The sequence below is a fragment of the Pseudomonas sp. Q2-TVG4-2 genome (assembly GCF_013620795.1).
GTDB lineage: Bacteria > Pseudomonadota > Gammaproteobacteria > Pseudomonadales > Pseudomonadaceae > Stutzerimonas.
Genome location: NZ_LGLW01000002.1, coordinates 22,395 through 47,990 on the forward strand (window position 1 = coordinate 22,395; position 25,596 = coordinate 47,990).

A 25,596-nucleotide genomic window follows, 5' to 3' on the forward strand; every position below is an offset into this window, starting at 1 on the left:
GGCGCCAATAAGCTCAGCTGGCGGCAGCCGCCGCCAGCTGAGCCGATTACCGAGGCATAAGTATGGCTATGACAGTCCACTGTGACATCGTCAGTGCGGAAGAAGAGCTGTTCTCGGGGCTGGTAGAGATGGTTGTCGCTCATGGTCACTTGGGTGACCTGGGTATTCTGCCGGGCCACGCCCCACTGCTGACCGATCTCAAGCCCGGTCCGGTGCGAGTGATCAAGCAGGGCGGCGGCGAAGAGATCTTTTACATATCCGGCGGCTTCATCGAAGTCCAGCCGAACATGGTGAAGGTACTCGCCGATACCGCCACGCGCGCCAAGGATCTGGACGAAGCGGCGGCGAAGGCTGCCGTGACGGCGGCCGAGAGGGCGCTGCATGATAAGGGCGCGGAGTTCGATTACGGCTCTGCCGCTGCCCGTCTGGCCGAGGCTGCCGCTCAGCTGCGAACCATCGAGGCGATGCGCAAGAAGTACGGCCGCGGTTGATCCGTTAACGGCTTCATCGCGCACGAGTAAAAGGGTAGCCTTGGCTACCCTTTTTCTTTTCCGTTTTGAAAATAACGTCTCACGTTGGCCCTAGGGGTCACGATTGTTCAGGATCTGCCATGTCTCTCGATATCGTCATTCTCGCTGCCGGTCAGGGCACGCGCATGCGTTCAGCCCTGCCTAAGGTGCTTCACCCGGTCGCCGGACAGTCCATGCTCGGTCACGTCATCGATACCGCTCGTGGGCTCAAGCCGAAGGCCATCCATGTGGTGATTGGCCATGGCGCCGAGCTGGTACGCGAGCGGTTGGCGTCGGATGATCTGAATTTCGTCGTCCAGGCCGAGCAGCTGGGAACCGGACACGCCGTGGCTCAGGCCCTGCCGGCGCTCACTGCCGAACGAGTCCTGATTCTTTACGGCGACGTACCGCTGATCGAGGCAGGAACGTTGGATCGTCTTCTTCAAAAAGTCGGATCGCAGCAACTGGCACTGCTCACGGTGAATCTGGACGACCCGACCGGTTACGGTCGCATCGTCCGTGACGAACAAGGTGTGGTCCAGGCGATCATTGAACACAAGGATGCCACAGCCGAGCAGAAGCTGATCGCTGAAGGCAATACCGGGATTCTTGCGGTGCCGGGCGAGCGGCTCGGCGATTGGCTGGGAAGGCTGTCCAATACCAACGCTCAAGGTGAGTACTACCTGACCGACGTGATCGCCATGGCCGTGGCCGATGGCCTGACGGTCGCCACCGAGCAACCGCAGCATGCCATGGAGGTACAGGGCGCCAACGATCGCATCCAACTGGCCGATCTCGAGCGGCATTATCAGCAGCGTGCCGCGCGACGCTTGATGGCCCAGGGGGTGACATTGCGGGATCCGACTCGCTTCGATCTGCGCGGGGAGGTCACCATCGGCCGTGACGTGCTGATCGACGTGAACGTGATTCTCGAAGGCGAAGTCGTCATCGAGGATGGCGTCGAGATCGGACCGAATTGCGTGATTCGCAATAGCACGCTGCGTCGCGGAGCGGTGGTCAAGGCCAACTCCCACCTGGATGGCGCCGAGCTGGGCGAGGGCGCGGACTGCGGGCCGTTTGCACGTCTGCGCCCCGGCGCTGTTCTGGGGGAAAAGGCACATGTGGGCAACTTCGTCGAAGTGAAGAACTCGCACCTGGGTGAGGGCGCGAAAGCCGGCCATTTGGCGTATCTGGGTGATGCAGACATCGGCGCGCGAACCAATATCGGGGCCGGAACCATCACCTGCAATTACGACGGCGCGAACAAGTTCCGCACGGTTATGGGCGAAGACGTCTTTATCGGCTCCAACAGCTCGTTGGTGGCTCCGTTGAACGTTGGGGATGGCGCTACCACAGGCGCCGGTTCGGTAATTACTGCTGACGTGCCGGCTGGCACCCTGGCCCTGGGCCGGGCTCGCCAGGCATTGATCGAGGGCTGGAAGCGCCCACAGAAGGTTCGTAAGTAAGCCATCGACGTCGAGCGCTCCGGTGCTCAACGTGCGGCGACGACTTTATCCCGTAGGCGCTAAAGAGATCGTACATCTGGCCGATCTATCAGGGCATAACAAAAAAGGACGCACCCATGCCCTCCCTCACTCGACTGTCCATCCAGTGGAAGCTAACCCTGCTGGCTGGTCTCTGCCTGCTACTGATCGTTGGCCTGCTGATCGGTGCTTCACTTTATCAATCGCGCCAGACCGTGGCCCTGGTCAGTGCCTCGAGCAGCGTCATGCTCGAAGAGTCGGCGCGCGACAATCTACAGGCTCGCGGGCTGTCTCAGGCCTTGCGAATCGAGCGCCAGTTCAATGATGCCTATCAGTACGGTCAGGGGTTTGCCCGCCAGGTGTTGTCGCTGCGCGAGCAAGCTATCGAGCGCATGTCGAACGCGTTCGAGCTGCGGGAAGATCTGCATCATCAGATCAAGACCGCATTGGAGACGAACCCTGGCCTGATCGGTATTTACGTAGTGTTCGAAACCGACGCGCTGGACGACAAGGACGGCATGTTCATCGACAACCAGGAGATGGGCGGCAACGACAGCGGCCGTTTCTCACTGTACTGGTCGCAGCGCACGCCTGGCCAGCTCACGGCCGAAACCATCAGCGAGGAATTGCTCGCCGACACCACACCGAGCATCAGCGGTGCACCGTACAACGCCTGGTACAGCTGCCCCCGCGATAGCGCCCGGGTCTGCCTGCTGGACCCTTATTTCGATGAAGTGGAAGGCCGACCGCTGCTGATGACCAGCGTTGCCTTTCCGTTGATCGAGGACGGCAAGGTGATTGGCGTCGTCGGCGTCGACATCAGCCTGGCGTCGCTTCAGCAACTCAGTCAGCAGGCACATCAGGAGTTATATCAGGGCGAAGGCCAGCTGAGCGTCATCAGCCCGGCCAAGCTGCTGGGTGGCCACAGCCGCGACGCCGGTTTGCTCGGCAAGTCGTTGAGTGCTGCTTTCGGCTCGGAAAGCGAGGCGATTGGCCGCGCCGTCGATGCGGGCCAGAAGGCGATGCTCGAAAATGGCGACATGCTTCGCGTGTTACAACCCGTGCAGCCGATACCCGAACTTGCGCCCTGGGCAATCTTGCTGGAGGTACCACGGCAGGTCCTGCTCGGCCCGGCACAGCGTCTTGAACAGGCGCTGCAGACTCAGAGCCGCAAGGACAGCATGATTGCGCTGACCATCGGGCTTGGCGCGGTGCTGTTGGGCCTGGCACTGATGTGGCTGACCGCGCGCGGCGTCACCCGGCCGATCGAAGGGGTGGCGGCGATGCTCAAGGACATCGCCAGCGGTGAGGGCGATCTCACTCGTCGTCTGGAGTACTCTCGCGACGACGAACTGGGTGCATTGGCGGGGTGGTTCAACCGCTTCCTCGATAAGCTGCAGCCCACCATCGCCGATGTGAAGCGCTCGGTGCAGGATGCTCGCAGCAGCGCTGATCAGTCGGCGGCTATCGCGAGCCAGACCAGTGCTGGGATGCAGCAGCAGTTCCGCGAAGTGGATCAGGTGGCGACGGCGTCGCAGGAGATGAGTGCCACCGCGCAGGATGTTGCGCGCAATGCTGCGCAAGCGGCCGAAGCGGCACGTGACGCGGATCAGGCCACCCACGAAGGACTGAGCGTGATCGACCACACCACACAGAGCATCGGCAGGCTCGCCGACGAACTCAACCATGCCATGACTCAGGTGGAAAGCCTGGCCGCCAGCAGCGAACAGATCGGTTCGGTGCTGGAGGTGATTCGCGCAATCGCTGAGCAGACCAACCTGCTGGCGCTCAATGCTGCTATTGAGGCGGCGCGGGCCGGCGAGGCCGGGCGCGGTTTCGCTGTAGTGGCCGACGAGGTGCGCAGCCTGGCCCGACGTACCCAGGAATCCGTCGAGGAGATCCGCCAGGTCATAGAGCGCCTGCAGAACGGCACCCACGATGTGGTGACGGCCATGCAGGGTAGCCGCGGACAGGCCCAAAGCAATGTCGAGCAAGTGGGAAATGCGGTCGCTGCGTTGCGCAAGATTGGCGATGCAGTGGCAGTGATTTCCGACATGAACCTGCAGATAGCCAGCGCCGCCGAAGAGCAGAGCGCGGTCGCCGAGGAGATCAACCGCAACGTTGCGGGCATTCGTGACGTAACGGAATCGCTTTCCGGGCAGGCTGACGAGTCGGCACGGGTCAGCCAGGCCTTGAATCAGCTGGCGAACCATCAGCAGAGTTTGATGGGCTATTTTCGCGTCTGACCCAACCGGGAGTTGACGGAAGCGTTGGTTTAGGTTTTGATTCGCGAAATTTTCTTTCGAAACGAAACTTAAGCATGTCGAAACGCAACACGCCGCAACGACGCCACGCCATTCTCGCCCTGCTCAACGAGCAGGGCGAAGTGAGCGTCGATGAGCTGTCCAGGCGTTTCGAGACGTCTGAGGTGACCATCCGTAAGGACCTCGCTGCGCTGGAAAAGAACGGTCTGCTGTTGCGCCGCTACGGTGGCGCGGTGCCTTTGCCACAGGAGCTGATCGGAGATGGCGTGCAGCCCGTCTCGCCCTGGAAGCAGGCCATCGCCCGAGCCGCCGTCGGCTGCATTCGCGAACATGCTCGAATCATCATCGACAGCGGCACCACCACCGCTGCAATGATCCCCGAACTAGGGCACAAGCGCGGTCTGCTGGTTATGACCAACTCGTTGGGTGTGGCCAATGCCTTGCGAGAGTTGGAGCACGAGCCCACGCTGCTGATGACCGGCGGCACCTGGGATCCGCATTCCGAATCGTTCCAGGGCCAGGTGGCTGAGCAGGTGCTGCGCTCCTACGATTTCGATCAGCTGTTCATTGGTGCCGATGGCATCGACTTGCAGCGGGGCACCACCACCTTCAATGAATTGCTCGGCCTGTCGCGGGTCATGGCCGAAGTGGCCCGTGAAGTCATTGTGCTTGCTGAATCCGACAAGATCGGTAGACGCATACCCAACCTGGAACTGCCCTGGGGCGATATCCATACCCTCATAACGGACGAGCGCCTCACCGCCGAGGCGCGTTCAAGCATCCAGGCCCGCGGCGTCAAGCTGATCTGCGCGGCCGTCGAAACCCATCTGGAGAACTGAACATGTGTGGCATCGTTGGCGCTGTCGCCGAACGCAACATCACCGCAATTCTGCTCGAAGGTCTCAAGCGGCTCGAATACCGGGGCTATGACAGCGCCGGTGTCGCTGTGTTGGATAACAGCGGCGAGCTGCACCGCTTGCGCCGTTCCGGCAAGGTCGCCGAACTGGAGCAGGCGCAACAGCAGGAACAGCTTACCGGTCGCCTAGGCATTGCCCACACTCGCTGGGCCACCCACGGCGCACCCTGCGAGCGCAACGCTCACCCACATTTTTCCGGTGATGATCTGGCGGTGGTGCACAACGGCATCATCGAAAACCACGAAGCTCTGCGTAAGCAACTGAAGGCGCTGGGCTACGTTTTCGTCTCCGATACCGACACCGAAGTCATCGTCCACCTGCTGCGCCATAAGCTCGACGAATTCGGCGATCTGACCGTCGCGCTCAAGGCGGCGGCCAAAGAGCTGCATGGCGCCTATGGTCTGGCGGTGGTCAGCGCCAAGCAGCCGGATCGCCTACTGGCAGCTCGCAGCGGCAGCCCGCTGGTAATCGGCCTAGGCATGGGCGAAAACTTTCTCGCTTCCGATCAACTGGCCTTGCGCCAGGTGACCGACCGTTTCATGTACCTGGAGGAAGGCGACATCGCCGAGATCCGCCGCGATAGCGTGCAGATCTGGGATGCGAATGGCCAGCCCGTGGCGCGCGAAAGCGTGCAGTACCATGAGGGCGCCGAAGCCGCTGACAAGGGCGAGTATCGCCACTTTATGCTCAAGGAAATCCACGAACAGCCCAAGGTCGTTCAGCGCACCCTGGAAGGTCGGCTCGGTGATCATCAGGTGCTGGTGCAGGCCTTCGGTCCGGAGGCCGCCGAGCTGTTTGCCAAGGTACGCAACGTGCAAATCGTCGCCTGTGGCACCAGCTACCACGCCGGCATGGTCGCCCGTTACTGGCTGGAAGAGCTGGCTGGCATCCCTTGCCAGGTCGAGGTTGCCAGTGAGTTCCGCTACCGCAAGGTAGTGGTGCAACCCGATACCCTGTTCGTCACCATTTCTCAATCCGGAGAGACCGCCGATTCGCTCGCGGCGCTGCGCAACGCCAAGGCGCGCACCGACAAGGAGGGGCGCTATCTCGCCAGCCTGGCTATCTGCAACGTTGGCATCAGCTCGCTGGTGCGCGAATCCGATCTCACCCTGCTGACCCAGGCCGGACCCGAGATTGGCGTGGCCTCGACCAAGGCTTTCACCACCCAGCTGGTCGGCCTGCTGCTGCTGACCCTGGCGCTGGGACAGGTGCGCGGCACGCTGGCCCCGGCTCTGGAAGCCGAGCTGATCGACGAGCTGCGCCGCCTGCCGACGCGTCTGGGCGAGGCCCTGGCGATGGACACTACGGTGGAGAAGATCTCAGAGCACTTCGCCGAGAAGCACCACACGCTGTTTCTCGGACGTGGTGCGCAGTACCCGGTGGCAATGGAAGGCGCGCTCAAGCTCAAGGAAATTTCCTACATCCATGCCGAGGCGTATCCGGCCGGCGAACTCAAGCATGGCCCGTTGGCGCTGGTGGATGCCGACATGCCTGTGGTGACCGTGGCGCCGAACAACGAGCTGCTTGAAAAGCTCAAATCCAATCTCCAGGAAGTGCGCGCTCGTGGTGGCGAACTAATCGTCTTCGCCGATCGGGAAGCCGGTATCGAGAACGGTGAGGGCACCTTCATCGTCAGCATGCCGCATATCCACGATGTGTTGGCGCCGATCCTCTACACCTTGCCGTTGCAGCTGCTGTCGTACTACGTCGCGGTGCTGCGTGGCACGGACGTCGATCAGCCGCGTAACCTGGCCAAGAGCGTGACGGTGGAATAAGCGCCGCGAGCAGCGCCGAAGGTGTTGTGTACAGGGCATGGCGAAAGGCTAATCCCGAGGCGAAAGGGTGTTCGCCGCGGGAATGAGGCATAACCGGCAAGACTGCTGCCGTTGACGCCGGTTCTTTCGAGCGGCAATCGCGTTAGCACGACTGGTACTGGCTAGCCAATGCAAGGGCTTGTATAAACGGCGCATTCCTGGCGACTGCAAAAGAGGGGACTGTCGTGGAAGAAGTAATCGAGCAACTGCGTGAACTCAACGAACCGGTACCAGTTCCACTGGAATTGCCGGACGATGAACGCCTGGTGGAGGTTGAGGAAGAGTTGCTGATCAACCTGCCGTTTGGCTTACGCGAATTTCTGCTGACGGTCAGTGACGTTGTCTATGGCCGGCTGGAGCCGGTTACCGCCGCCGATCCGCAGTCGCATACCTATCTGCCGGAAGTGGCCGCGAATGCCTGGGATGCCGGTGTCGAGCGCGACCTGCTGCCTATCTGTCAGGACGGCCCCGACTACTACGTGGTCGATCTGGAGGGGGAGGTCATGTTGTTCGACGGCGAGGAGCATGAAATGACCGACCAGAGCTGGGAGTCGGTGTGGCACTGGGTGCGCGACGTCTGGCTGGAAAGTTGAACGGCCTGGTCAGCGGCGGGCCGGCGGCACTGCATCAATGTCTATCGGCCTCAGCGGGCCTCCGCGGGGCGCAACGCCTATGGTAACGCTCGGCAATCTGTTCATTTTTCTGCTGCTGATGACTGCGGCCGCCTGGCTTTGGCATTCCCATGGCATCCGCGAGCGCGCGCTGGCATCGGTGCGGCGGCATTGCCAGAAGATGGATGTCGAACTGCTCGATGGTAACGTCGCGTTTCGTCGGTTGGGGCTGATCCGAGATGCGCGCGGTCAGCGCCGCTTCGCGCGGGTCTATGGATTCGAGTTCACCGTGACCGGTGAGCAGCGTCATCAAGGCAACATTGTCATGTTCGGTGCTCGGCCGGGACCGATCGAGATGGATGCACATCCCTTTCGCGCACCTCCAGACTCAGGGCAGGTCATCCAGATCGACGATTGGCGGCGGCGCGACGATTGAGCTATGCGTTACAGACGGCAGGCACACATGTCTGCCTTCAACTGCTCTTCGTTCTGTGATTTATCGAAAATCAGTTCGAGCCTCGAATCCTTTCGCCATTCGCTGGGCTTGAACGCCAGCGCCTCGTCAGCCAGGGCGTTGGCCGAGCGCCAGCCATCGGCTCCGTGCAACACCAGCTTCGCTCGGCGCCAGCTCAGGCTGCCTAGCCACTGCGCAACTTGTGGAAGGTCGAAACGCTGGCTTGGATGCCAGCGCCAGCCGATGCTCCAACCGTCTGCGCTGCCCTGGCTTTGGCAGAAGGGCTTTTGCGAATCGAGCCAGACAGCACCGGATAGCTCGGACGAAGCAGTCGCGTCGGGCATAGGTACCTGGACGTCATCGAATCCGGCACGCTGGTCGATGCCCGGCAGCTCGGCGATCGGCAAGTCACCTTGCTGCGTCCAGCGCAGGGTCAATGGCGGCAACCGCGCAACGATGCGCTGACGCTCCGCCTGATTCAGCTTTTCGCTCTTGTTCAGCAGCGCCAAGCCACTGTGTCCTAGCGCTTGCTGCTGGCTCGACGGCAATGGCTCGCCCCGCGCAAGTGCCACGGCATCGAGCACAGTGACGCAAGGTTGAAGCGCGAGCACGCCTTGCCATGGCGGCGCGCCGAGTTGCGCCATCAGCTCGGTTGGATGACCCAGCCCGGAAGGCTCGATCAGCAGTCGGTCCGGTTTGGTCTTGCGCAGCAAGCGGCTCAGGCCGATCTGAAACGGCACGCCATTGACACAACACAGACAGCCGCCGGCCACTTCGGCCAGGCTGATGCCTGTTTCGTCAGTGCTCAGCAGCGCTGCGTCGAGTCCTATCTGGCCGAACTCGTTGATCAACACGGCCCAGCGCTCGCCCACGGGCTTCTGCGCCAGCAGCGAGCGAATAAGGCTGGTCTTGCCGGCGCCGAGCGGGCCGCAGATCAGGTGAGTAGGTATTTGGGTAAGCATTTAGGGATAGTGCGCATTCGATGAGCAGGTTGAAAGCGGTTTTTAGGCCTGCATGCTAGAGTCGCGGCGGATAGACCAAGGTGCCGTTCGATGCGTTCAATTTGCTTTGTGCTGTTTATGAGTGTCGCCGGTCAGGTATGGGCGGAAGGCTGCGTCATCCATAGCCAGGATGAACGAATCGAGGTGAAGCTCTGTCAGCAGAACCGGACGATTCCCACCGAGCTGTTCCGATCGGGCTTCTGCCAACCTCAGCTTAAAGACCAGAGGGTCGACATCGCCTTCGTCGAACAGTGCCCCACCGGCGCCTTTGGTATCTGCCGCAACGCCCAGGTTTCCAACATGCCCTATCGGCAGGACATTCACTACTACGGCGTCGCCAGCGACGCGCGTTTTCTCCAGCCCGCGTGCGAACAGACCAGTGACGGCGAGTGGATTGTCGAGTAACGGCCGCTGGGCCAGTATTTACGGGCGTTCCACGTGAAACGTTGCGCTAGCTTCTTGGTTTGAGCGACCCGCAATCCTCGCTCAACCATTTTCCATGGGACTTCATGCGACTGCTGCCTTGCTGCGTGCCGACCTGATAATCGCTTTCGATCACGCTAGCCACCTCGCGCTCGCTGATCAGCCGAGTCTCACCCTGGCCCTTGGCGTCAGGACATTGGAACGTGAACGACCATCGGCTATCGGTCTGCTCGGTTATTTTCTGGCTGCATCCGGGCTCGTCCTGAAACGGCAGTTCTCGTGACTTTACCTGCGCCTCGCTAAGGCAGATGCGCATGCCGCTGGCGCCCAGCTCGACACCCTGTGCCGCGAGCATTTCCTCCATCATCTTTCTCTGCTCGGGCGGGAGGCTCTTCATCTGTTCGACCATCTCCGCGACACCCGGCATCTGCATACCGTTTACCTCGATCTCGTCGCTGGAGAATTCCCATAGCCCAGGCAACATTTCTTCCGCCTGGACCGCCGATGCGGCTAGCAGCAGCGCCGCAGCACTCAGCCTTGCCTTGTGTTTCATGTGCAGCCTCCGAAAAACTGTCTTGAGATGAGCCTAGCCGAGGCCGGGCAAAAGGCCGAGGGAGAACCGATAAACTCCTCAAAGCGTCGCTGGGAATGGATTGCGTTGTTGAGAAGCGTTAGCATTACGCTCTCTACGGTGAAGGGAAACATCCATGGCGACCCAGGGTATGGTCCGGCAGCAGCTGGTGCATCGGCTCTATGTGGATCATCAGAGCTGGCTGAACGGCTGGTTGCGTCGCCAGCTCGGTTGTAGCCAGAAGGCCGCCGACCTGGCGCAGGACACCTTTGTCCGCATATTGACCAAGGACCATCGGCTGGACGCCATTCGCGAACCCCGCGCCTACCTGCATACCATCGCCAGGGGGCTGCTGATCAATCACTGGCGCCGCAAGCGGATCGAGCAGGCCTACCTGGATGCGCTCATGCTGCAGCCCGAAGCCGTGATGCCTTCGCCGGAATCGCAAGCGTTGGTCGTGGAAGCGCTGATGCAGGTCGATGCGATGCTGGCGCGCCTGCCGAACAAGGTGCGCCGTGCATTCCTACTGTCACAGCTGCATGGAATGACCTATGCAGCCATCGGCGCCGAACTCGGGGTGTCCGAGCGGATGGTAAAAAAATACATGGCGCAGGCCATGCTGCACTGCCTGACGCTGGTCGAGGACGAGTAATGAGCCTTGACTATCAAGTGCTGCAGGCTGCGGCCCAGTGGTTCGCGGTGCTGCAATCCGAATCGGTCAGCGAGGCCGACCGAGAAGCCTGGCGGGCCTGGCTGGCGGCACCCGAGCATGCCCGCGCCTGGCAACGGGTCGAGCAAATCAGCGGACGGCTCGAACCCTTGGCCGGCGATCCGTTCAGCCCAGCGGCTACGGCTCTGTTGCAACCCAGGCAGGCGAATCGCCGGCAGGCACTGAAAACCCTGTCGATCCTCTGCGGTGGAGGCGTGCTGGCGCTTGCCGCGGGTGCAATGCCGTGGCGAAACTGGGTGGCGGACCAGCGCACGGCTGTTGGTGAGGTACGCGATTGGCGCCTGGATGACGGCTCACAGCTGTGGTTGAACACCGATAGCGCCGTGGACATCGCCTTTGAAGACCGGACTCGCAAGGTCTCGCTGTACCGCGGTGAGCTGCTACTGCAAACGGTTGCCGAGCGCCGTCCGCTGATGTTGCGTACCGCCGAGGGCATTTTGCAGGCGCGTGATGCCGCGAGATTCTCGGTGCTGCAGCGTGACGGTAGCACCCAGCTCAGCGTGTTCGGCGGGACAATCGATATCCAGCTGGCCGAGCGTCGCACTTCACGTACCGTCATGAGGGGGCAACAGGTTGCCTTCAACAGTCATCGCATCGAGCCCGGGCGTCCAGTCCAATCGGGTCGGCAAGCCTGGGCCGGTGGGGTGCTGCTGGCCGATAACCTTCGCCTGGACGAGTTCGTCGCCGAGTTGGCGCGCTATCGTCAGGGCTATCTCGGTTGCGATCCGCGAGTGGCGGGCCTGCGCGTAGTGGGTGCCTATCCGTTGGCAGATACCGAGCGAGTATTGGAAGCGCTGGCCGGCACGCTATCACTTCGTATCAATCGGCGGCTTCCCTGGTGGGTGAGCCTCGAGCCATTGCAGCAGATCGCCTGATTAAACACGAATGTAAAAACTTCTTATCTGCAGTTCCCTTTTTGCAATGTCGTCGGGCATAACGGCAACGATCACGATTTTGCCCGCGCAAAAAAGGATGACCCATGCACTTCATCGCTCTTCCGCTCCGCCGTCCCAGCACGGTTGCCCAGGCCGTTCGCGCCGCTATGTTCTGCCTGCCGCTGGCGGCGCTCGTCACCTCGCCGGTGATCTTGGCGCAGACCGCCAGTCAGCAGTCGGTGGGTCGCTACGACATCCCCGCCGGCCCGCTGTCCAGTGCCCTTAGTCGTTTCGCCGGCGAGGCTGGAGTGATGTTGTCGGTCGACGGCAGCCTGATCACAGGGCGGCAATCGAACGGTCTGCAAGGTCAATACGGCATTGAGGAAGGCTTCGAAACGCTGTTACAGGACAGCGGACTGCAGGCGGTGCGCGACGCCCGCGGCACCTACTCGCTAGCACCGCGCCCAGAGCAAACCGGCACTGTCGAATTGAAGCCGATGGTGGTCGAGGGCTTTGCCCTGGGCAATGCCTTGGGCGAGATGGAAGGCTACAACGCTACTCATAGCAGCGTGGCGACCAAGACCAGTATGCCGTTGGTCGAAACCTCCCAGACCGTTTCGGTGGTAACTCGTCAGCAGATCGAGGACCAGGGCTCACGCTCCATCGCCCAGGCGGTTCGCTACACGCCGGGGCTGATGAGTTCGCCCTACGGGGCGACGACGCGTTATGACTATGTCGCCATGCGCGGCATTACCGACGGATCGGTGGATAACCTCTACCTCGACGGTCAGAAGCTGCTCGGCGACAGCGGTACCTACAGCAGCTTGCAGGTCGACCCCTATTTCATCGAGCGCATCGACATCCTCAAGGGGCCTTCATCGGTGCTCTACGGACGCAGCCTGCCTGGCGGCCTGGTAGCCATGACCACCAAGAAGCCGCAGCACGAGGCCCGTCGTCAGCTGCAGTTCTCCTATGGCAGCAACGATTACAAGCAGGCCGCGTTCGATTTCACCGGGCCGCTGGATGATGAGCGGATCGCCTACCGCCTCGCGGGCGTGGTCAAGGATGCTGACAATCAGGTGGATGGCATCGAGGAGCAGCGCTACGCCGTCATGCCGTCGGTGAGCATCGACTTCACCGAAGACACACGCTTGACTCTGCTGGCGATGCTGCAGAAAGACCCCGAAAGCGGTTACCACGGCGGCCTGCCGGCCGACGGCACGGTGACGTCGCATAACGGTCAGCGCATCTCGCGCAGCTTTTTCGAAGGCGACGAAGACTTCGAGAAGTTCGAGCGCGACCAGCAGATGCTTGGCTATCAGCTGGAGCACCGCTTCAACGATGTCGTGTCGGCACGGCAGAACTTCCAGTACCTCGACTCGACCGTGAAGTCCGGGCAGGTCTATCAGTACGGCTATGCAACGGCGGACGAGCTGGTGCGCTACTACACCGGTGCCGACGAGGCATTACACGCATGGACCATCGACAACCAGCTGCAGTTTCTCTTCGATACCGGCGCCCTCAGCCACACGCTGGTGACCGGCCTCGACTACCAGCGGCGCAAGGCCAAGGTCGACTACGACGCGGGTTATGGGTTGCCTGCCATCAACCCCTACACCGGCGCAGTCGGGGCAGGTAGTCCGGTGTTCTATCACCAGTACGACGAGACCCGTGAGCTGGAGCAGACCGGCCTCTATGTGCAGGACCTGATCAGTCTGGGTAACTGGCGCTTCTCGTTGGGCATGCGGCAGGACTGGGTGGATGTTTCCTTCGACCACACGAGCGATGCGTCCTATGGTGATCAGGCCGATAGCGCCAAGCTGGAGCAGTTCACCGGCCGGGTCGGCGTCCTCTATGCCTTCGACAACGGCCTGTCGCCCTACGTCAGTTACTCGGAGTCCTTCAATCCGAACGCCACCGCGGCCTATAACGAGGTATCGCCAGGGGTCTACGACATCGCCCTGCTGGACCCGACCGAGGGCGAACAGTACGAGGTAGGTCTGAAGTACCAGCCGCTCGGCACCGACGATCTCTACACCATTTCTTACTTCGATCTGAAACAGTCGAACCTGGCGAACAAGGATTCGAACGAGAATTTCTACCGCGCAGTGGGTGAGCTCACCTCAAAAGGCGTGGAAATGGAAGCCCGTCTGCGGCCGCTCGAACAGGTCAACGTCATCGCTAGCTACACCTACATGGATGTGGAGTATTCCAAGGATTTCACCGGCGCCGCCGGCGTAAACAATCGCGGCAACATGCCCAACGCGGTCGCGCGCAACATGGCCTCGCTGTGGACCGATTACACCGTCGATCAGGGCCCTCTGGCAGGTCTGCAGGTCGGCGGTGGCGCGCGCTATTTCGGCAAGAGCTGGGTCGACGCGGAGAACACACTGCGCATACCGTCCTACACGCTGTATGACGCCATGCTCGGCTACGACATGGCGCGTGTGGGCTTGCAGGGCGTCGGCGTGCGTCTGAACCTCAACAATTTCACCGACGAGAAGTACGTCGCCGCGTGCAACAGCCTGAGCCAGTGCTATTACGGCGAGGAGCGCAACGTCATGGCGACTGTGACCTACGACTTCTAGTCGGGTAACTCCGCCGCCGATCTCGATGGATCGGCGGCTTTTTGCTTTCTGAAAACGGAAACCGACGATGCGTCCGATCCTCGTTCTTCTGCACCGCTATATCGGCCTGGCTACCGCGCTGTTCCTGTTTCTCGCCGGTATCACCGGCAGCATCCTGGCCTTTCATCATGAGCTGGACGAATGGCTGAACCCGGAGTTCTACCACACCACCAGCCAAGGGCCCGTGCTGGCGCCAGGCACACTGGTCGATCGTGTGCAGCAGGCCAACCCGCATATGCAGGTCTGGTACATGGAATTTCCGGACGAGCCGGGCCATGCCGCGCTGATGGCGCTGGTGCCGCGCAACGACCCTGAAACCGGCAAACCCTATGACGAGCGGCCGGTGGTGCACTACCTCGACGTGGTCACCGGCGAGCCAGTCGGCACGCGCTACTGGGGCGAGTGCTGTTTCTCTCGGCAGAACTTCGTGCCGTTCATGCTCGAATTCCACTACAACCTGTCGCTGCCCGGAAATTGGGGGCTTTGGCTGATGGGCCTGGTGGCGATTTTCTGGACCCTTGACTGTTTCGTCTCGCTGTTGCTGACCTTTCCTCGCGGGCGGCCATTTTTTAGCAAGTGGTGGACGGCCTGGAAGATCAAGCGGCAGCGGCTCAACCATGACGTGCATCGCGCCAGCGGGCTCTGGCTGTGGTTATTGCTCACCCCGGTGGCGGTCAGCAGCATTGCGATGAACCTGCCTGAACAGGTATTCAAGCCGGTGGTTTCGCTACTTTCGCCGGTGGAGCCAAGCGTTTACGAGGCGCGTGGCAAGCTGCCCAAGAATGAACTCGGCGTGACCCAGTACGATTTCCATCAGGCCTACGATTACGCCATGCAGCACGCCGCCGACCTGGGGCTGAGCGAGCCCATCGGCGAGCTGTACTACAGCTTCGAATATAACTTCTACGGCGCTGGTTTCGGTGACCACGACAGCAACCAGGGCAACGCCTGGCTGTTCTTCCATGGCAGTGACGGCAGTCAACTGCTGGGCCAGGAGATCCCGGGGCAGGGCACGCTAGGCGAGCAGTTCCACATGTTGCAGCCTGCAATCCATGGCGGCCGAATCCTCGGCCTGCCGGGGCGTATCCTGATTGCCGTGTTAGGCGTGGCGATTGCCGTGCTCTCTGCCACCGGCGTTATGATCTGGTGGCGCAAATTGCGAGCACGGCGCTCGACGCTCGTGCGGCGGGGTACGTTGGTGGAAACGAGTTGATCGACACACGCCTGACCGGCGTCGCCTAAGTAGGGTGGATCACGCTTCACCGATCCACCAGCGGCCGTCGCAGCCCCTACGCCGCCTAGCTACGGAGACAGGGCTGCGAAGGTGCCGAATCAGGAGGAGCCGTCCGCAGATACGGCGCAACTCCAAAGCTCCAGCGCGGGCTGGTCCGCTTTTGGCGGGCCGAGCCATTCGCTCATCGAGTGACAGCGCTGGTCAAAGCACAGTTGATAATCCCCTGCTTCGGGGGTTCGCCCCACGCGCAGCGGTTGCAACGGCGGCATCTGGCGCTGGTAGTGCCAGGCCCCGTCACGCAGTTCGGCATCATCCGGGATTTCCATCCCGGCACCTGAACCCTTGACCCGCGCTTCGCCGAGCAGCAGTCCGTCCGGCATCACGCGGTAATCTTCCTCCCAGCGGATCTTCTCGATCGTGTGAATCCAGGCCAGGGTGAAGTCGGCGGTAGGCACCTGTGCCCACACCACCCCGGCCAAACCCAGACACAATCCGATCACGCCAGTACCGGCCCTGCCCGGCGTGCCCGCACGATGTGCTGAGCCAGCAGGAGAATGCCGATACCGAAGCCGATTTCATCAGTGATCGGCATGGCCATGATCAGCGTCGCGCCGGCCGCAAACCCGAGCAGGCGTTCCCACCACGCTAGCGGCCGCTGGAGATAGCCGATCGAAGCGATGCCCCACAGACCGATCGCGAAGGCTGCCTTGATCAGCATGTATGCAGTCATCCACAGGCTGTCGCCCTGCAGCATCAGCGCCGGGTTGTATACCGCCATGAAGGGCACCACGAATCCGGCGATTGCGATCCGTATGGCCCACATGCTGATCTTCAGCCCGGTCTCCTTGGCAATGGGCGCAGCGGCGAAGCAGGCCAGCGCCACCGGTGGTGTGAGATCGGCGAGGATGCCGAAGTAAAAGACGAACATGTGCGAAACGATCAGCGGCACGCCGAGGTCGAGCAAAGCCGGCGCAGCGATCGAGCTGGTGATGATGTAGTTGGGGATCGTCGGGATACCCATGCCGAGCACCAGGCACGTCAGCATCGTCAGAAGCAAGGACAGGAACAGGTTGTCCTCGCCCACCGCCAGGATGTAGCCGGCAAAGGTCGAAGCCACGCCAGTCAGCGACACCACACCGATAATCACGCCGACCAGCGCACAGGCAATGCCCACGGGTACGGCATGACGGGCGCCTTCGACCAGCGCATGTAGGCAGATCACCAACGTTTCGCGGCCGCCTTTGACGAACCAGCAGGCCGCCACGAGCACGCCGATGACCCCGAAAATGACGCCGATGCCCAGCTGAAAAAACGCCGCGCAGAGCAGCCCCAGGGCAATCCAGAAGGCGATTCTCAAGCCAAACGAGGACACCTTCAGGATGATTGCCGAGCCCAGGATAACGATGGCGGTCAGCGCCAGACCGATGATGCCGGCAAACATCGGCGTGCGTCCGGAGAACAGCAGCCAGACCAGCACTACCAACGGAATCAGCAGGAACCAGCGCTCCTTCACAGCTGCCCAGGCGCTTGGGCACTGCTCTTTCGGCAGGCCTTTGAGGTCAGCGCGCTTGGCTTCCAGGTGAACCATCCAGAACGTCGAGCCGAAATACAGCAACGCCGGAATCAGTGCAGCCTTGGCCACCTCGACGAAGGGCACATTGATCGTCTCGGCCATGATGAAGGCCACGGCGCCCATCACCGGGGGCATCATCTGGCTACCCATGCTGGACGTCGCCTCGACCCCTCCGGCAAATGCCGCGCGGTAGCCAAAGCGTTTCATCAGCGGAATGGTGAATTGGCCGGTCGTCACGACGTTGGCGACGCCCGAGCCAGTGATGGTGCCCATCAAGGCCGATGACACCACCGAAACCTTGGCGGGGCCGCCGAGTTTGTGGCCGAACAGGCCCATGGCGAAGTCAGTGAAGAGTTTGATCATGCCGGCCTGCTCGAGAAAGGCGCCGAACAGGATAAACAGGAAGATGTAAGTGGCCGATACGTAGGTTGGCGTGCCGTACAGCCCTTCGGTGCCAAAGGCGAGCTGGTTGATCAGCTGATCCAGGCCATAGCCACGATGCGCCAGGTCGCCCGGCAGATACTGCCCGAGCAGGCCATAGGCGAGGAACAGTCCGCAGATGATCGGCAATGCGACACCCATCACTCGCCGAGCGGCTTCGAAGACCAGGACGATGAGCGTCACCCCGACGACGAAGTCGAAGGTCGTCAGATCACCCGAACGCTGGATCAGATCGCCCTCGAAGTTCCATTGATAAAACGCCGTGCCCATGCCGGCTAGCGCCAGCACCCATGCCAGGGGCTGCCAGGGGCGACCCTTGCCAGCGGCTGGAATGCTCAGGTACACCACCATCAACAGGAAACCGACATGCCCGGCACGTAGAACCTGACTCGATACTGGGTGAAACGCCGCCATGATGATCTGGTACGTGGAAAACAGCAGGGCGACATAGAACAGTGTCTTGGGCCATCCGGCAGGGGTGCCAGCCAAGCCCTGTTCTTGTTGTAGTTCGCTCATGAAATGCCTCGAGCTGAAAAGCGTGGTCGCGTAGAGCTGCTAACAAAACCTGCCGTGGATACACGCTGGTTTTACTAGCATCTCTGCAGAAGGTCGGTTGGGGAATTCCGGCCGCGAGAGCGCGGGTGCGCTCGCGAGCCGGGAGTCGGAGCGGCGGATGCCGCCCCGGGTGTACTCAGAGTGCGCCGACTTCCTTGTAGTAACGCTCGGCACCCGGATGCAACGGGATCGGCAGCGCCTTGGTGGCGCTTTCCAGCTTGATGTCCTTCGCGGCCGAATGGGCTTTGCTCAGCTGGTCGAGGTTTTCGAACAGCAGCTTGGTCATCTGGTACGCCACGTCGTCCGACACGCCCTCATGGGTCACCAGGATGTTGGTGATTGCAACGGTCGGCACGTCCGCTTCCTGCCCGTCATAGGTTCCTGCCGGAATCTTTGCGGCCTGATAGGCATCGTTGTTGATCTTGGCGACGACATCTTCCGGAATCTCGACGTAGTTCAGCTCCATGGTCGAGGCCAGGTCGCGGATCGCCGCCATGCCCAGGCCGGCAGACTGCAGGGTGGCGTCGAGCTGACGGTTCTTGATCAGCTCGACCGACTCGGCGAACGGCAGATATTCGACCTTGCCCATGTCTTCATAGCTAAGGCCGGCCGCCTTGAGAATGGCGCGCGCGTTGAGCTCGGTACCGGATTTAGGTGCGCCAACGGAGAGCGATTTGCCTTTCAGGTCGGCCAGCGTCTTGATGCCGGATTCCTTGCTGGCGACGATCTGGATGTAGTTCGGGTAGCTGCCGCCGATGGCGCGCAGCTTGTTCAGCGGGGCCTTGAAACCGGCGTCTTCTACACCGTTCCAGCCATCGGCCACCGAATCACCGAGGGCGAAGCCCAGCTCACCGCGACCGGCCTGAAGCAGATTGAGGTTTTCGACCGAAGCCTTGGTTGCCTGCACGGATGTTTTCGAGCCCTCGATGCCTTTGCTGTACAGCTGGGAGATCGCCACACCGATCGGGTAGTACACGCCGCTGGTGCCGCCCGTCAGAACATTGATGAAGGTCGGCGCGGCAACCGCGGCGGTGCTGGCGGTAAAGGCCGCTGCGGCAGCGAGCAGGCTGAAGCGTTTGGTCAATCTCATTGTGTTTCTCCGTTTCGTTGTTATTGGTTTCGCAGAACTGAAGATAGACGATCAGTCGCAGCCGTAGAGCTGCAAGCGGACAAGAAAAGGCGGAGGCACACGGATAGGCTTTTGCAGTGAAAAGCAGGAGGGCGCTGTGCGGCTTTTCTTGTCTTTGATCGCATCGGGCAATACTGGCATAGCACGAGCCGTGCCATCACCGCTCAGGGCTCTAGTATGCGGTTCCCATCTGACTTTCGAAGCGCGCATGGGCAGAAAACTGCCGATCGTGACGGAGCGGTAGGCGGATTTTCGCCTATTGCGCGCTTGTTCCTCGCGGGAAACCCGGCGTGCACCGCGGCGTCGCATAAGGGGAAGGGCATTCAGCGAGGTGCACCATGGCAAGTGAAATCAGCGCGAAAGATCTGGGTATCGACATCGAGAAGGGCGGGGACGAGCTTTTCAAGTGGTTTATCGCCAGCTTCCTGTTCGGCAAGCGCATCCAGCAGGAAATCGCTGCCGAGGCCTATCGGGTAATCGTCGACAAGCATCAGCGCGACACGCCGCGCAAACTCTGCAACTGCAGTTGGCAAGAACTGGTGGACATGCTCGGCGAGGCGCATTACGTACGCTATGACGAATCGACAGCCGAGCGCCTGCTCAAACTGTGCAACAAGCTCAGCAGCGAATACGACGGCAAGCTCGGCAACATCCATGCGCAGAGCGAAAGCCGCAGAGAGCTGGAAAAGCGGTTGGCCGAGTTCGAAGGCGTCGGGCCGAAGACGGTAGAAATCTTCATGCGCGAGGCGGCGAAGGTCTGGTACTGAGTCGGTCGTCCGCTCGCTTTTCGTAGCAGCGAGCTTGCTTGCGAACCAGGCCAACCACGCTCGCCAGAAAGGACAAACGTCCCCCTTGGCTACAGGCTTTAGCCGACTGTTGCCGGACGGTGCTTGCGTCACACGACGATCCGGCTAAAGTGGCGCCAGCCCACTGCCGAAGCCCGACCATGCGTGTCCTTTTTATTGCCTTCAGTCTGTCCTTACCGCTATTGGCAGCTGCGGGCCCTGCACCCTATTACCAGTGGCAGAGCAAGGCCGACGGCACCGTCATTTGCCGGCAGACCCCACCCGGGCACGGTTGGGCGCTGCTCAACGGCCAGCCGTTTCGCGACCTCAATTGCACGCAACCGGCCGGTCGAGTGGATCGCCCCGCTGCGGTGCCGGGCTTTCGCCCACAGCCGGGGCGCTGACATCAGGACGATACGGCTCGGCAGCGCTCCTCGTTGCGCCAGCAGTCTTGGCGGCGTGCTGGCGCTCAGTGCCGTTCATTTCGTAAGCCTGCAGAAACCATGGCCGATCTGACCGCTTATCTCGGCCTGTTCGCCGCGGCTTTTGCCGCCGCCACGCTGGTACCGGCGCAATCGGAAGCGGTGCTGGTCGGGTTGCTGCTTGGCGGTAGCCTCTCTCCGGTGACCTTGTTGTGGGTCGCCACGCTCGGCAATGTGCTGGGCTCGCTGGTCAACTGGCTGCTCGGCCGCTCCATCGAGCGGCTGCGTCATAAACGCTGGTTTCCGGCCAGCGAGCAGCAGCTCGAAAAGGCGCAGCGCCGCTACCACCGCTACGGGCGTTGGTCGCTGCTGCTGAGCTGGGTGCCGATCATCGGCGACCCGCTTACTGTTATCGCGGGCACCCTGCGAGAACCCCTTTGGAGCTTTTTGCTGCTGGTGACCCTGGCCAAGGGCGGCCGCTATCTGCTGCTTGCCAGCGTTACCCTCGGGTGGCTGTAGCGCCTGGTTTTGCGAGATCGTTAACCTCAGCGTAACGAAGCGCCTCTGCGCTTGATTGATGACTGTTCGGTGATCTCCCTACTGTGCGCTCCACAAAGCGGAAACCTGTGGAGTCAGCATGACAACAACAATATCCCCACCGCCGCAGTGGTCGCGTCGTCGCGCTGAAAAAGCCCGGCGTCTCGATCTGGTGCGTAACCTGGCCGACGGGGTGGTCCTGCCCAGCGAGAAAATCGTTGCGGCGCTCGAAGCGCTGATCGCACCCGGCGATCGGGTGGTGCTCGAAGGTAACAACCAGAAGCAGGCGGATTTCCTCTCGCGCTCGTTGGCGCAGGTTGATCCCGGCAAGCTGCATGACCTGCACATGATCATGCCCAGCGTCAGCCGCGCCGAGCATCTGGACCTGTTCGAGCGGCAGATCGCCCGCAAGCTCGACTTCTCATTTGCCGGCCCACAGAGCCTGCGCATCAGCCAGCTGCTCGAAGATGGCCTGCTGGAAGTCGGCGCCATCCATACCTACATCGAACTCTATTCGCGCCTCTTGGTGGACCTGATCCCCAACGTCGCGCTGGTGGCCGGCTTTCAGGCCGATCGCCACGGCAACATCTACACCGGCCCCAGCACCGAGGACACCCCGGCGCTGGTTGAGCCCACGGCCTTCAGCGATGGCATCGTCATTTTTCAGGTCAACGAGATCGTCGACGAGTTGCCGCGCGTGGACATCCCGGCCAGCTGGGTCGACTTCGTGGTGGTCGCCGACAAGCCGTTCTACATCGAGCCGTTGTTCACCCGCGACCCGCGCCACATCAAGCCGGTGCACGTGCTGATGGCGATGATGGCGATCCGCGGTATCTATGAGAAGCACAACGTTCAGTCGCTCAACCATGGCATCGGCTTCAACACCGCCGCCATCGAGCTGATCCTGCCGACCTATGGCGAATCGTTGGGCCTGAAAGGCAAGATCTGCCGCAACTGGACGCTTAACCCGCACCCGACGCTGATTCCAGCAATCGAGACCGGATGGGTCGAGAGCGTGCACTGCTTCGGTACCGAGCTGGGCATGGAGAACTACATCGCCCAGCGCCCGGACGTATTTTTCACCGGCCGCGACGGCTCCATGCGCTCCAACCGCATGATGTGCCAGCTCGCCGGCCAGTACGCGGTCGATCTCTTCATCGGCGCCACCCTGCAGGTCGATGGCGATGGTCATTCCTCCACCGTGACCCGGGGTCGTCTGGCCGGTTTCGGCGGTGCGCCGAATATGGGCCACGACCCGCGTGGTCGCCGCCATCCGACCCCTGCCTGGTTGGACATGGCCACGCCAGGCGGCGAAGGCCCGGTAACCATGCTCGAGCGCGGCAAGAAGCTGGTGGTGCAGATGGTCGAGACGTTCCAGGAAGGCGGCAAACCCACCTTCGTCGAGCAGCTCGATGCGGTCGAAGTGGCGAAGAAGAGCGGCATGCCGCTGGCGCCGATCATGATCTATGGCGACGACGTTACCCACCTGCTCACTGAGGAAGGCATCGCCTACCTGTACAAGGCGCGTTCGCTGGAAGAGCGCCAGGCGATGATCGCCGCGGTGGCCGGCGTCACCAGCATCGGTCTGCGGCACAACCCGAAAGATACCGAGCGCATGCGCCGCGAAGGGCTGATCGCGCTGCCGGAGGACCTTGGCATTCGTCGCAACGACGCCAGCCGTGAACTGCTGGCGGCCAAGAGCATCGCCGAGCTGGTCGAGTGGTCTGGTGGGCTCTACAACCCGCCTGCGAAATTCAGGAGCTGGTAATGAGCGCACTGATTGCGAGACAACAGCCCTCGCTTGCCGAGCGGCTGGCGGACCTGGCGGTACAAGCGCTGATCGATGAAGCCGACCTATCACCCAAGCCGGGTCTGGTAGACCGGCGCGGCAGCGGTGCCCACAGCGACCTGCACCTGGGCCTGATGCACGCGTCGGCCAATGCGTTGTGGCCGGCCTTCAAGGCGATGGCTGAAGCGGCGCAAACAATTGGTGAAGTCGGCCAGCCATTGCGCGAAAGCCTTGGGCAACTCGGCCGGGACGGCGAAGCCGAAATGCTCCGCGTCACCAGCGGCGTGAATACGCATCGCGGCGCGATCTGGGCGCTAGGGCTGCTCACCGCGGCGACGGCACTTGAAACCGGCACATCGGACGCTCGGCGTATCGCTGATACCGCGGCCGCACTGGCCCGGTTGAGCGATCCTCTCGCGCCGGCCAACCCCGATAGCCACGGCGCTCGCGTCTGTCGCACCTACGGTGTGCTCGGCGCCCGCGAACAGGCGCAGCACGGCTTTCCGGCCGTCATCGAGCAGGGTCTGCCGCAACTGCTGGCCAGCCGCCGCGACGGGGTAGGCGAGCAGAACGCCCGGCTCGATGCGCTGCTGGCGATCATGAGTGGGCTGACCGACACCTGCGTGCTGCACCGTGCCGGGCTCCAAGGCCTGACCCGCATGCAGGCCGGTGCCCGCGCCGTGCTCGACGCCGGTGGCGCCGCCGGCCTCGCCGGTCGCCGTCAGTTACGTGATCTGGATCGCGACATGCTCGCCCTCAACGCCTCGCCGGGCGGCGCCGCCGACCTCTTGGCCGCCACCCTTTTCCTCGACCGCCTGACGCCTGCTGCGCCGGCCTCGACTGGGAGCAATTGATCATGGAAACCCTGTCTTTCGAATTCGCCGCTGGGCAACCCGCCCGCGGCAAGGCCCTGGTCGGTGTGGTCGGCTCGGGCGATCTTGAAGTGCTGCTCGAGCCCGGGCAGGCCGGCAAGCTGGCGATCCAGGTGGTCACCTCGGTAAACGGCGCCGAGCAGCGCTGGCAGCAACTGTTCGAGCGGATGTTCCGCGAGCAGACACCGCCAGCCTTGAACATCGACATTCACGATTTTGGGGCTACCCCCGGCGTAGTGCGTCTGCGCCTGGAGCAGGGACTGGAGGAAGTCGGCCATGACTGATTCGTCTGCTAACAACGTGGCCCGTTTACTTCAGTCGCGCAGCTTCGTCGAACTCGGCGCCCGCCAGCGCGCCCGCGCGCTGCTGGATGAGGGCAGCTTCCGCGAATTGCTCGATCCGTTCGATCGCGTCACCTCGCCCTGGCTGCCGAAGCAGGGCATCGTCACCCAGGCCGACGACGGCGTGGTGGTCGCGAAAGGAACCATCAACGGCCAGCCGGCGGTGATTGCCGCGATCGAAGGGGCCTTCCAGGGCGGCAGCATGGGCGAAGTCGGCGGCGCGAAGATCGCTGGCGCGCTCGAACTGGCTGCCGAGGACAACCGTAACGGCATCCCGACCCGCGCCGTGCTCCTGCTGGAAACCGGTGGCGTGCGGCTGCAGGAGGCCAACCTGGGCCTGGCCGCCATCGCCGAGATCCAAGCCGCCATCGTCGAGCTGCGCGAGCATCAGCCAGTGATCGGCGTGGTCGCCGGTTCGGTCGGCTGTTTTGGTGGCATGTCCATCGCCGCCGGGCTGTGCAGCTACCTGGTCGCCACCCGCGAGGCGCGCATCGGCCTCAACGGCCCGCAAGTCATCGAACAGGAAGCCGGTATCGAGGAATACGACTCCCGTGACCGGCCCTTCATCTGGAGCATGAGCGGCGGCGAGCAGCGCTATGCCAGCGGCTTGGTGGACGCCTATGTCGCCGATGATATCGATGCCATCCGCAAGCAACTGTATGGGCTGTTTGCCTTGGGCAAACCCACGCAGCCCCGCAGCCGCCGCTATGCCTGGTTCCTGCAACGCTTGGCCGATGTCGACACCCGCACGCAGCTTGATGCCGCCGCCGTGCGTGCCCTCTATGAAGGAGATGCTCAATGAGCCGTGGACTGAACTGGTTGCAAGCCCTGGCCGGCGGCCAGGCACTGGCGGATTATCCCGCCTCGGTAAAGGTGGTCGACGGCCAGCTCGGTGACCGCGCCGCGCGCTATATCGCGGTGGTGCCGGATGCCGAGAATCCCTTTCCCCGCGCTCGTAATGGCGAAGTCGGCCTGCTCGAAGGTTGGGGCCTGGGTAAAGCCGTGGACGAAGCCATCGAAGCCGATCGTGACAAGGCCGACAAGCGCGTGCTGGTCGCGGTGGTCGACGTGCCGAGCCAGGCCTACGGGCGCCGCGAGGAAGCCCTTGGCATTCATCAGGCGCTGGCCGGTGCGGTGGACGGCTATGCCCGCGCCCGTCTGGCAGGGCATCCCGTGGTTGCCCTGCTGGTGGGCAAGGCCATGTCCGGTGCCTTCCTCGCTCACGGTTACCAGGCTCAGCGAATCATCGCGTTGCGCGATCCGGGCGTGATGGTGCATGCCATGGGCAAGGCCGCGGCGGCGCGCATCACCCTGCGTAGCGTCGAGGAGCTCGAAGCCCTGGCCGAATCGGTGCCGCCAATGGCCTATGACATCGACAACTACGCCACCCTCGGCCTGCTTTGGGAAACCCTATCGGTCGACAACATCGAGCAGCCCGCCGGCGATGACCTGCAGCGGGTGCGCGACTGCCTGGAAAAGGCCGTCGAGGACATCGGCGGCAGGTCCGATTTGCGTGGGCGCCTTGGAGCGCCGAATCGCGAGGCATCGTCACGCGTGAGGGAGATGCTGCGCGCGCAGTGGTAGGAAAAACGCACGGCGGCGGCAACCCGCCGAAAGCGCTCGAAGCAGCTCCGATTG

At 62.3% G+C, this 25,596-nt stretch carries 24 protein-coding genes and 2 pseudogenes; 21 read left to right on the forward strand and 5 right to left on the reverse strand.

All coding sequences use genetic code 11. From position 1 onward, the window contains the following. Positions 1-62 precede the first annotated feature (62 nt). From H3028_RS05175 to H3028_RS05205, 8 genes and pseudogenes are all read left to right on the forward strand, one after another. On the forward strand, positions 63-491 hold the full coding sequence (locus H3028_RS05175; RefSeq protein WP_168426220.1) for a F0F1 ATP synthase subunit epsilon: 429 nt from the start codon (positions 63-65) through the stop codon (positions 489-491). 119 nt (positions 492-610) lie between these two features. Continuing rightward, complete coding sequence (gene glmU, locus H3028_RS05180; protein WP_181296004.1) at positions 611-1,975, forward strand: bifunctional UDP-N-acetylglucosamine diphosphorylase/glucosamine-1-phosphate N-acetyltransferase GlmU; 1,365 nt, start codon at positions 611-613, stop codon at positions 1,973-1,975. Between the two features lie 410 nt (positions 1,976-2,385). Continuing rightward, positions 2,386-3,381: pseudogene (locus H3028_RS21545) on the forward strand (HAMP domain-containing protein); the annotation flags it as partial. A 345-nt stretch (positions 3,382-3,726) separates the two neighbouring features. Further along, positions 3,727-4,239 (forward strand): annotated as a pseudogene (locus tag H3028_RS21550) (methyl-accepting chemotaxis protein); the annotation flags it as partial. Between the two features lie 74 nt (positions 4,240-4,313). Further along, positions 4,314-5,096, forward strand: a complete 783-nt coding sequence (locus H3028_RS05190; protein WP_168426223.1) for a DeoR/GlpR family DNA-binding transcription regulator — start codon at positions 4,314-4,316, stop codon at positions 5,094-5,096. A 2-nt stretch (positions 5,097-5,098) separates the two neighbouring features. Further along, positions 5,099-6,949, forward strand: coding sequence for a glutamine--fructose-6-phosphate transaminase (isomerizing) (gene glmS / locus H3028_RS05195; RefSeq protein ID WP_181296006.1), 1,851 nt, complete (start codon positions 5,099-5,101; stop codon positions 6,947-6,949). A 224-nt stretch (positions 6,950-7,173) separates the two neighbouring features. After that, positions 7,174-7,581: an SMI1/KNR4 family protein gene (locus H3028_RS05200; RefSeq protein WP_181296007.1), complete on the forward strand. Its 408-nt coding sequence runs from the start codon at positions 7,174-7,176 to the stop codon at positions 7,579-7,581. Between the two features lie 79 nt (positions 7,582-7,660). Next, positions 7,661-8,035, forward strand: coding sequence for a DUF3301 domain-containing protein (locus tag H3028_RS05205; RefSeq protein ID WP_181296008.1), 375 nt, complete (start codon positions 7,661-7,663; stop codon positions 8,033-8,035). A gap of 8 nt (positions 8,036-8,043) precedes the next feature. Here the strand turns inward: H3028_RS05205 and H3028_RS05210 are convergent, their stop codons facing one another. Then, on the reverse strand, positions 8,044-9,015 hold the full coding sequence (locus H3028_RS05210; protein WP_181296009.1) for a GTP-binding protein: 972 nt from the start codon (positions 9,013-9,015) through the stop codon (positions 8,044-8,046). 90 nt (positions 9,016-9,105) lie between these two features. On the opposite strand from H3028_RS05210, the gene H3028_RS05215 reads away from it, so the two are divergent. Further along, complete coding sequence (locus H3028_RS05215) at positions 9,106-9,459, forward strand: NADH:ubiquinone oxidoreductase (RefSeq protein ID WP_181296010.1); 354 nt, start codon at positions 9,106-9,108, stop codon at positions 9,457-9,459. Between the two features lie 46 nt (positions 9,460-9,505). Here the strand turns inward: H3028_RS05215 and H3028_RS05220 are convergent, their stop codons facing one another. Further along, on the reverse strand, positions 9,506-10,030 hold the full coding sequence (locus tag H3028_RS05220; protein WP_181296011.1) for a DUF3617 domain-containing protein: 525 nt from the start codon (positions 10,028-10,030) through the stop codon (positions 9,506-9,508). A 154-nt stretch (positions 10,031-10,184) separates the two neighbouring features. Between H3028_RS05220 and H3028_RS05225 the strand changes: the two genes are divergently transcribed. From H3028_RS05225 to H3028_RS05240, 4 genes are all read left to right on the forward strand, one after another. Continuing rightward, a complete protein-coding gene (locus H3028_RS05225; RefSeq protein ID WP_181296012.1) occupies positions 10,185-10,700 on the forward strand; it encodes a sigma-70 family RNA polymerase sigma factor in 516 nt (171 codons plus the stop codon). Next, entirely contained in the window at positions 10,700-11,653 is a 954-nt protein-coding gene (locus H3028_RS05230; RefSeq protein WP_181296013.1) for a FecR domain-containing protein, read from the forward strand. Before H3028_RS05225 ends, H3028_RS05230 begins: the two co-directional genes overlap by 1 nt. A gap of 104 nt (positions 11,654-11,757) precedes the next feature. Beyond that, positions 11,758-14,241, forward strand: coding sequence for a TonB-dependent siderophore receptor (locus H3028_RS05235; RefSeq protein WP_181296014.1), 2,484 nt, complete (start codon positions 11,758-11,760; stop codon positions 14,239-14,241). A gap of 67 nt (positions 14,242-14,308) precedes the next feature. After that, a complete protein-coding gene (locus H3028_RS05240; RefSeq protein WP_181296015.1) occupies positions 14,309-15,493 on the forward strand; it encodes a PepSY domain-containing protein in 1,185 nt (394 codons plus the stop codon). A gap of 119 nt (positions 15,494-15,612) precedes the next feature. On the opposite strand, the gene H3028_RS05245 is transcribed toward H3028_RS05240, so the two are convergent. The 3 genes from H3028_RS05245 to H3028_RS05255 all read right to left on the reverse strand — a co-directional run bounded on the left by H3028_RS05245 (position 15,613) and on the right by H3028_RS05255 (position 19,173). Then, positions 15,613-16,014: a DUF1850 domain-containing protein gene (locus H3028_RS05245; RefSeq protein WP_181296016.1), complete on the reverse strand. Its 402-nt coding sequence runs from the start codon at positions 16,012-16,014 to the stop codon at positions 15,613-15,615. Further along, the gene (locus tag H3028_RS05250; protein ID WP_181296017.1) at positions 16,011-18,044 is read right to left on the reverse strand and encodes a TRAP transporter permease; all 2,034 of its coding nucleotides are present in this window, start codon (positions 18,042-18,044) and stop codon (positions 16,011-16,013) included. Before H3028_RS05250 ends, H3028_RS05245 begins: the two co-directional genes overlap by 4 nt. Before the next feature lie 175 nt (positions 18,045-18,219). After that, positions 18,220-19,173, reverse strand: coding sequence for a TAXI family TRAP transporter solute-binding subunit (locus tag H3028_RS05255; RefSeq protein WP_181296018.1), 954 nt, complete (start codon positions 19,171-19,173; stop codon positions 18,220-18,222). 377 nt (positions 19,174-19,550) lie between these two features. On the opposite strand from H3028_RS05255, the gene H3028_RS05260 reads away from it, so the two are divergent. The 8 genes from H3028_RS05260 (at position 19,551) to mdcE (ending at position 25,542) form a co-directional block, all read left to right on the forward strand. Then, positions 19,551-19,979: a DNA methylase gene (locus H3028_RS05260; RefSeq protein ID WP_181296019.1), complete on the forward strand. Its 429-nt coding sequence runs from the start codon at positions 19,551-19,553 to the stop codon at positions 19,977-19,979. 179 nt (positions 19,980-20,158) lie between these two features. Then, positions 20,159-20,401: a hypothetical protein gene (locus H3028_RS05265; protein WP_181296020.1), complete on the forward strand. Its 243-nt coding sequence runs from the start codon at positions 20,159-20,161 to the stop codon at positions 20,399-20,401. A gap of 99 nt (positions 20,402-20,500) precedes the next feature. Further along, positions 20,501-20,938, forward strand: a complete 438-nt coding sequence (locus H3028_RS05270) for a YqaA family protein (protein WP_181296021.1) — start codon at positions 20,501-20,503, stop codon at positions 20,936-20,938. Positions 20,939-21,056: 118 nt separating this feature from the next. Further along, the gene (mdcA, locus tag H3028_RS05275) at positions 21,057-22,724 is read left to right on the forward strand and encodes a malonate decarboxylase subunit alpha (protein WP_181296022.1); all 1,668 of its coding nucleotides are present in this window, start codon (positions 21,057-21,059) and stop codon (positions 22,722-22,724) included. Then, positions 22,724-23,599: a triphosphoribosyl-dephospho-CoA synthase gene (locus H3028_RS05280; protein ID WP_181296023.1), complete on the forward strand. Its 876-nt coding sequence runs from the start codon at positions 22,724-22,726 to the stop codon at positions 23,597-23,599. Before mdcA ends, H3028_RS05280 begins: the two co-directional genes overlap by 1 nt. A gap of 2 nt (positions 23,600-23,601) precedes the next feature. Then, positions 23,602-23,901, forward strand: coding sequence for a malonate decarboxylase subunit delta (locus H3028_RS05285; protein ID WP_003296879.1), 300 nt, complete (start codon positions 23,602-23,604; stop codon positions 23,899-23,901). Next, a complete protein-coding gene (locus tag H3028_RS05290) occupies positions 23,894-24,760 on the forward strand; it encodes a biotin-independent malonate decarboxylase subunit beta (RefSeq protein WP_181296024.1) in 867 nt (288 codons plus the stop codon). Before H3028_RS05285 ends, H3028_RS05290 begins: the two co-directional genes overlap by 8 nt. Further along, on the forward strand, positions 24,757-25,542 hold the full coding sequence (gene mdcE, locus H3028_RS05295; protein WP_181296025.1) for a biotin-independent malonate decarboxylase subunit gamma: 786 nt from the start codon (positions 24,757-24,759) through the stop codon (positions 25,540-25,542). Before H3028_RS05290 ends, mdcE begins: the two co-directional genes overlap by 4 nt. Positions 25,543-25,596 lie beyond the last annotated feature (54 nt).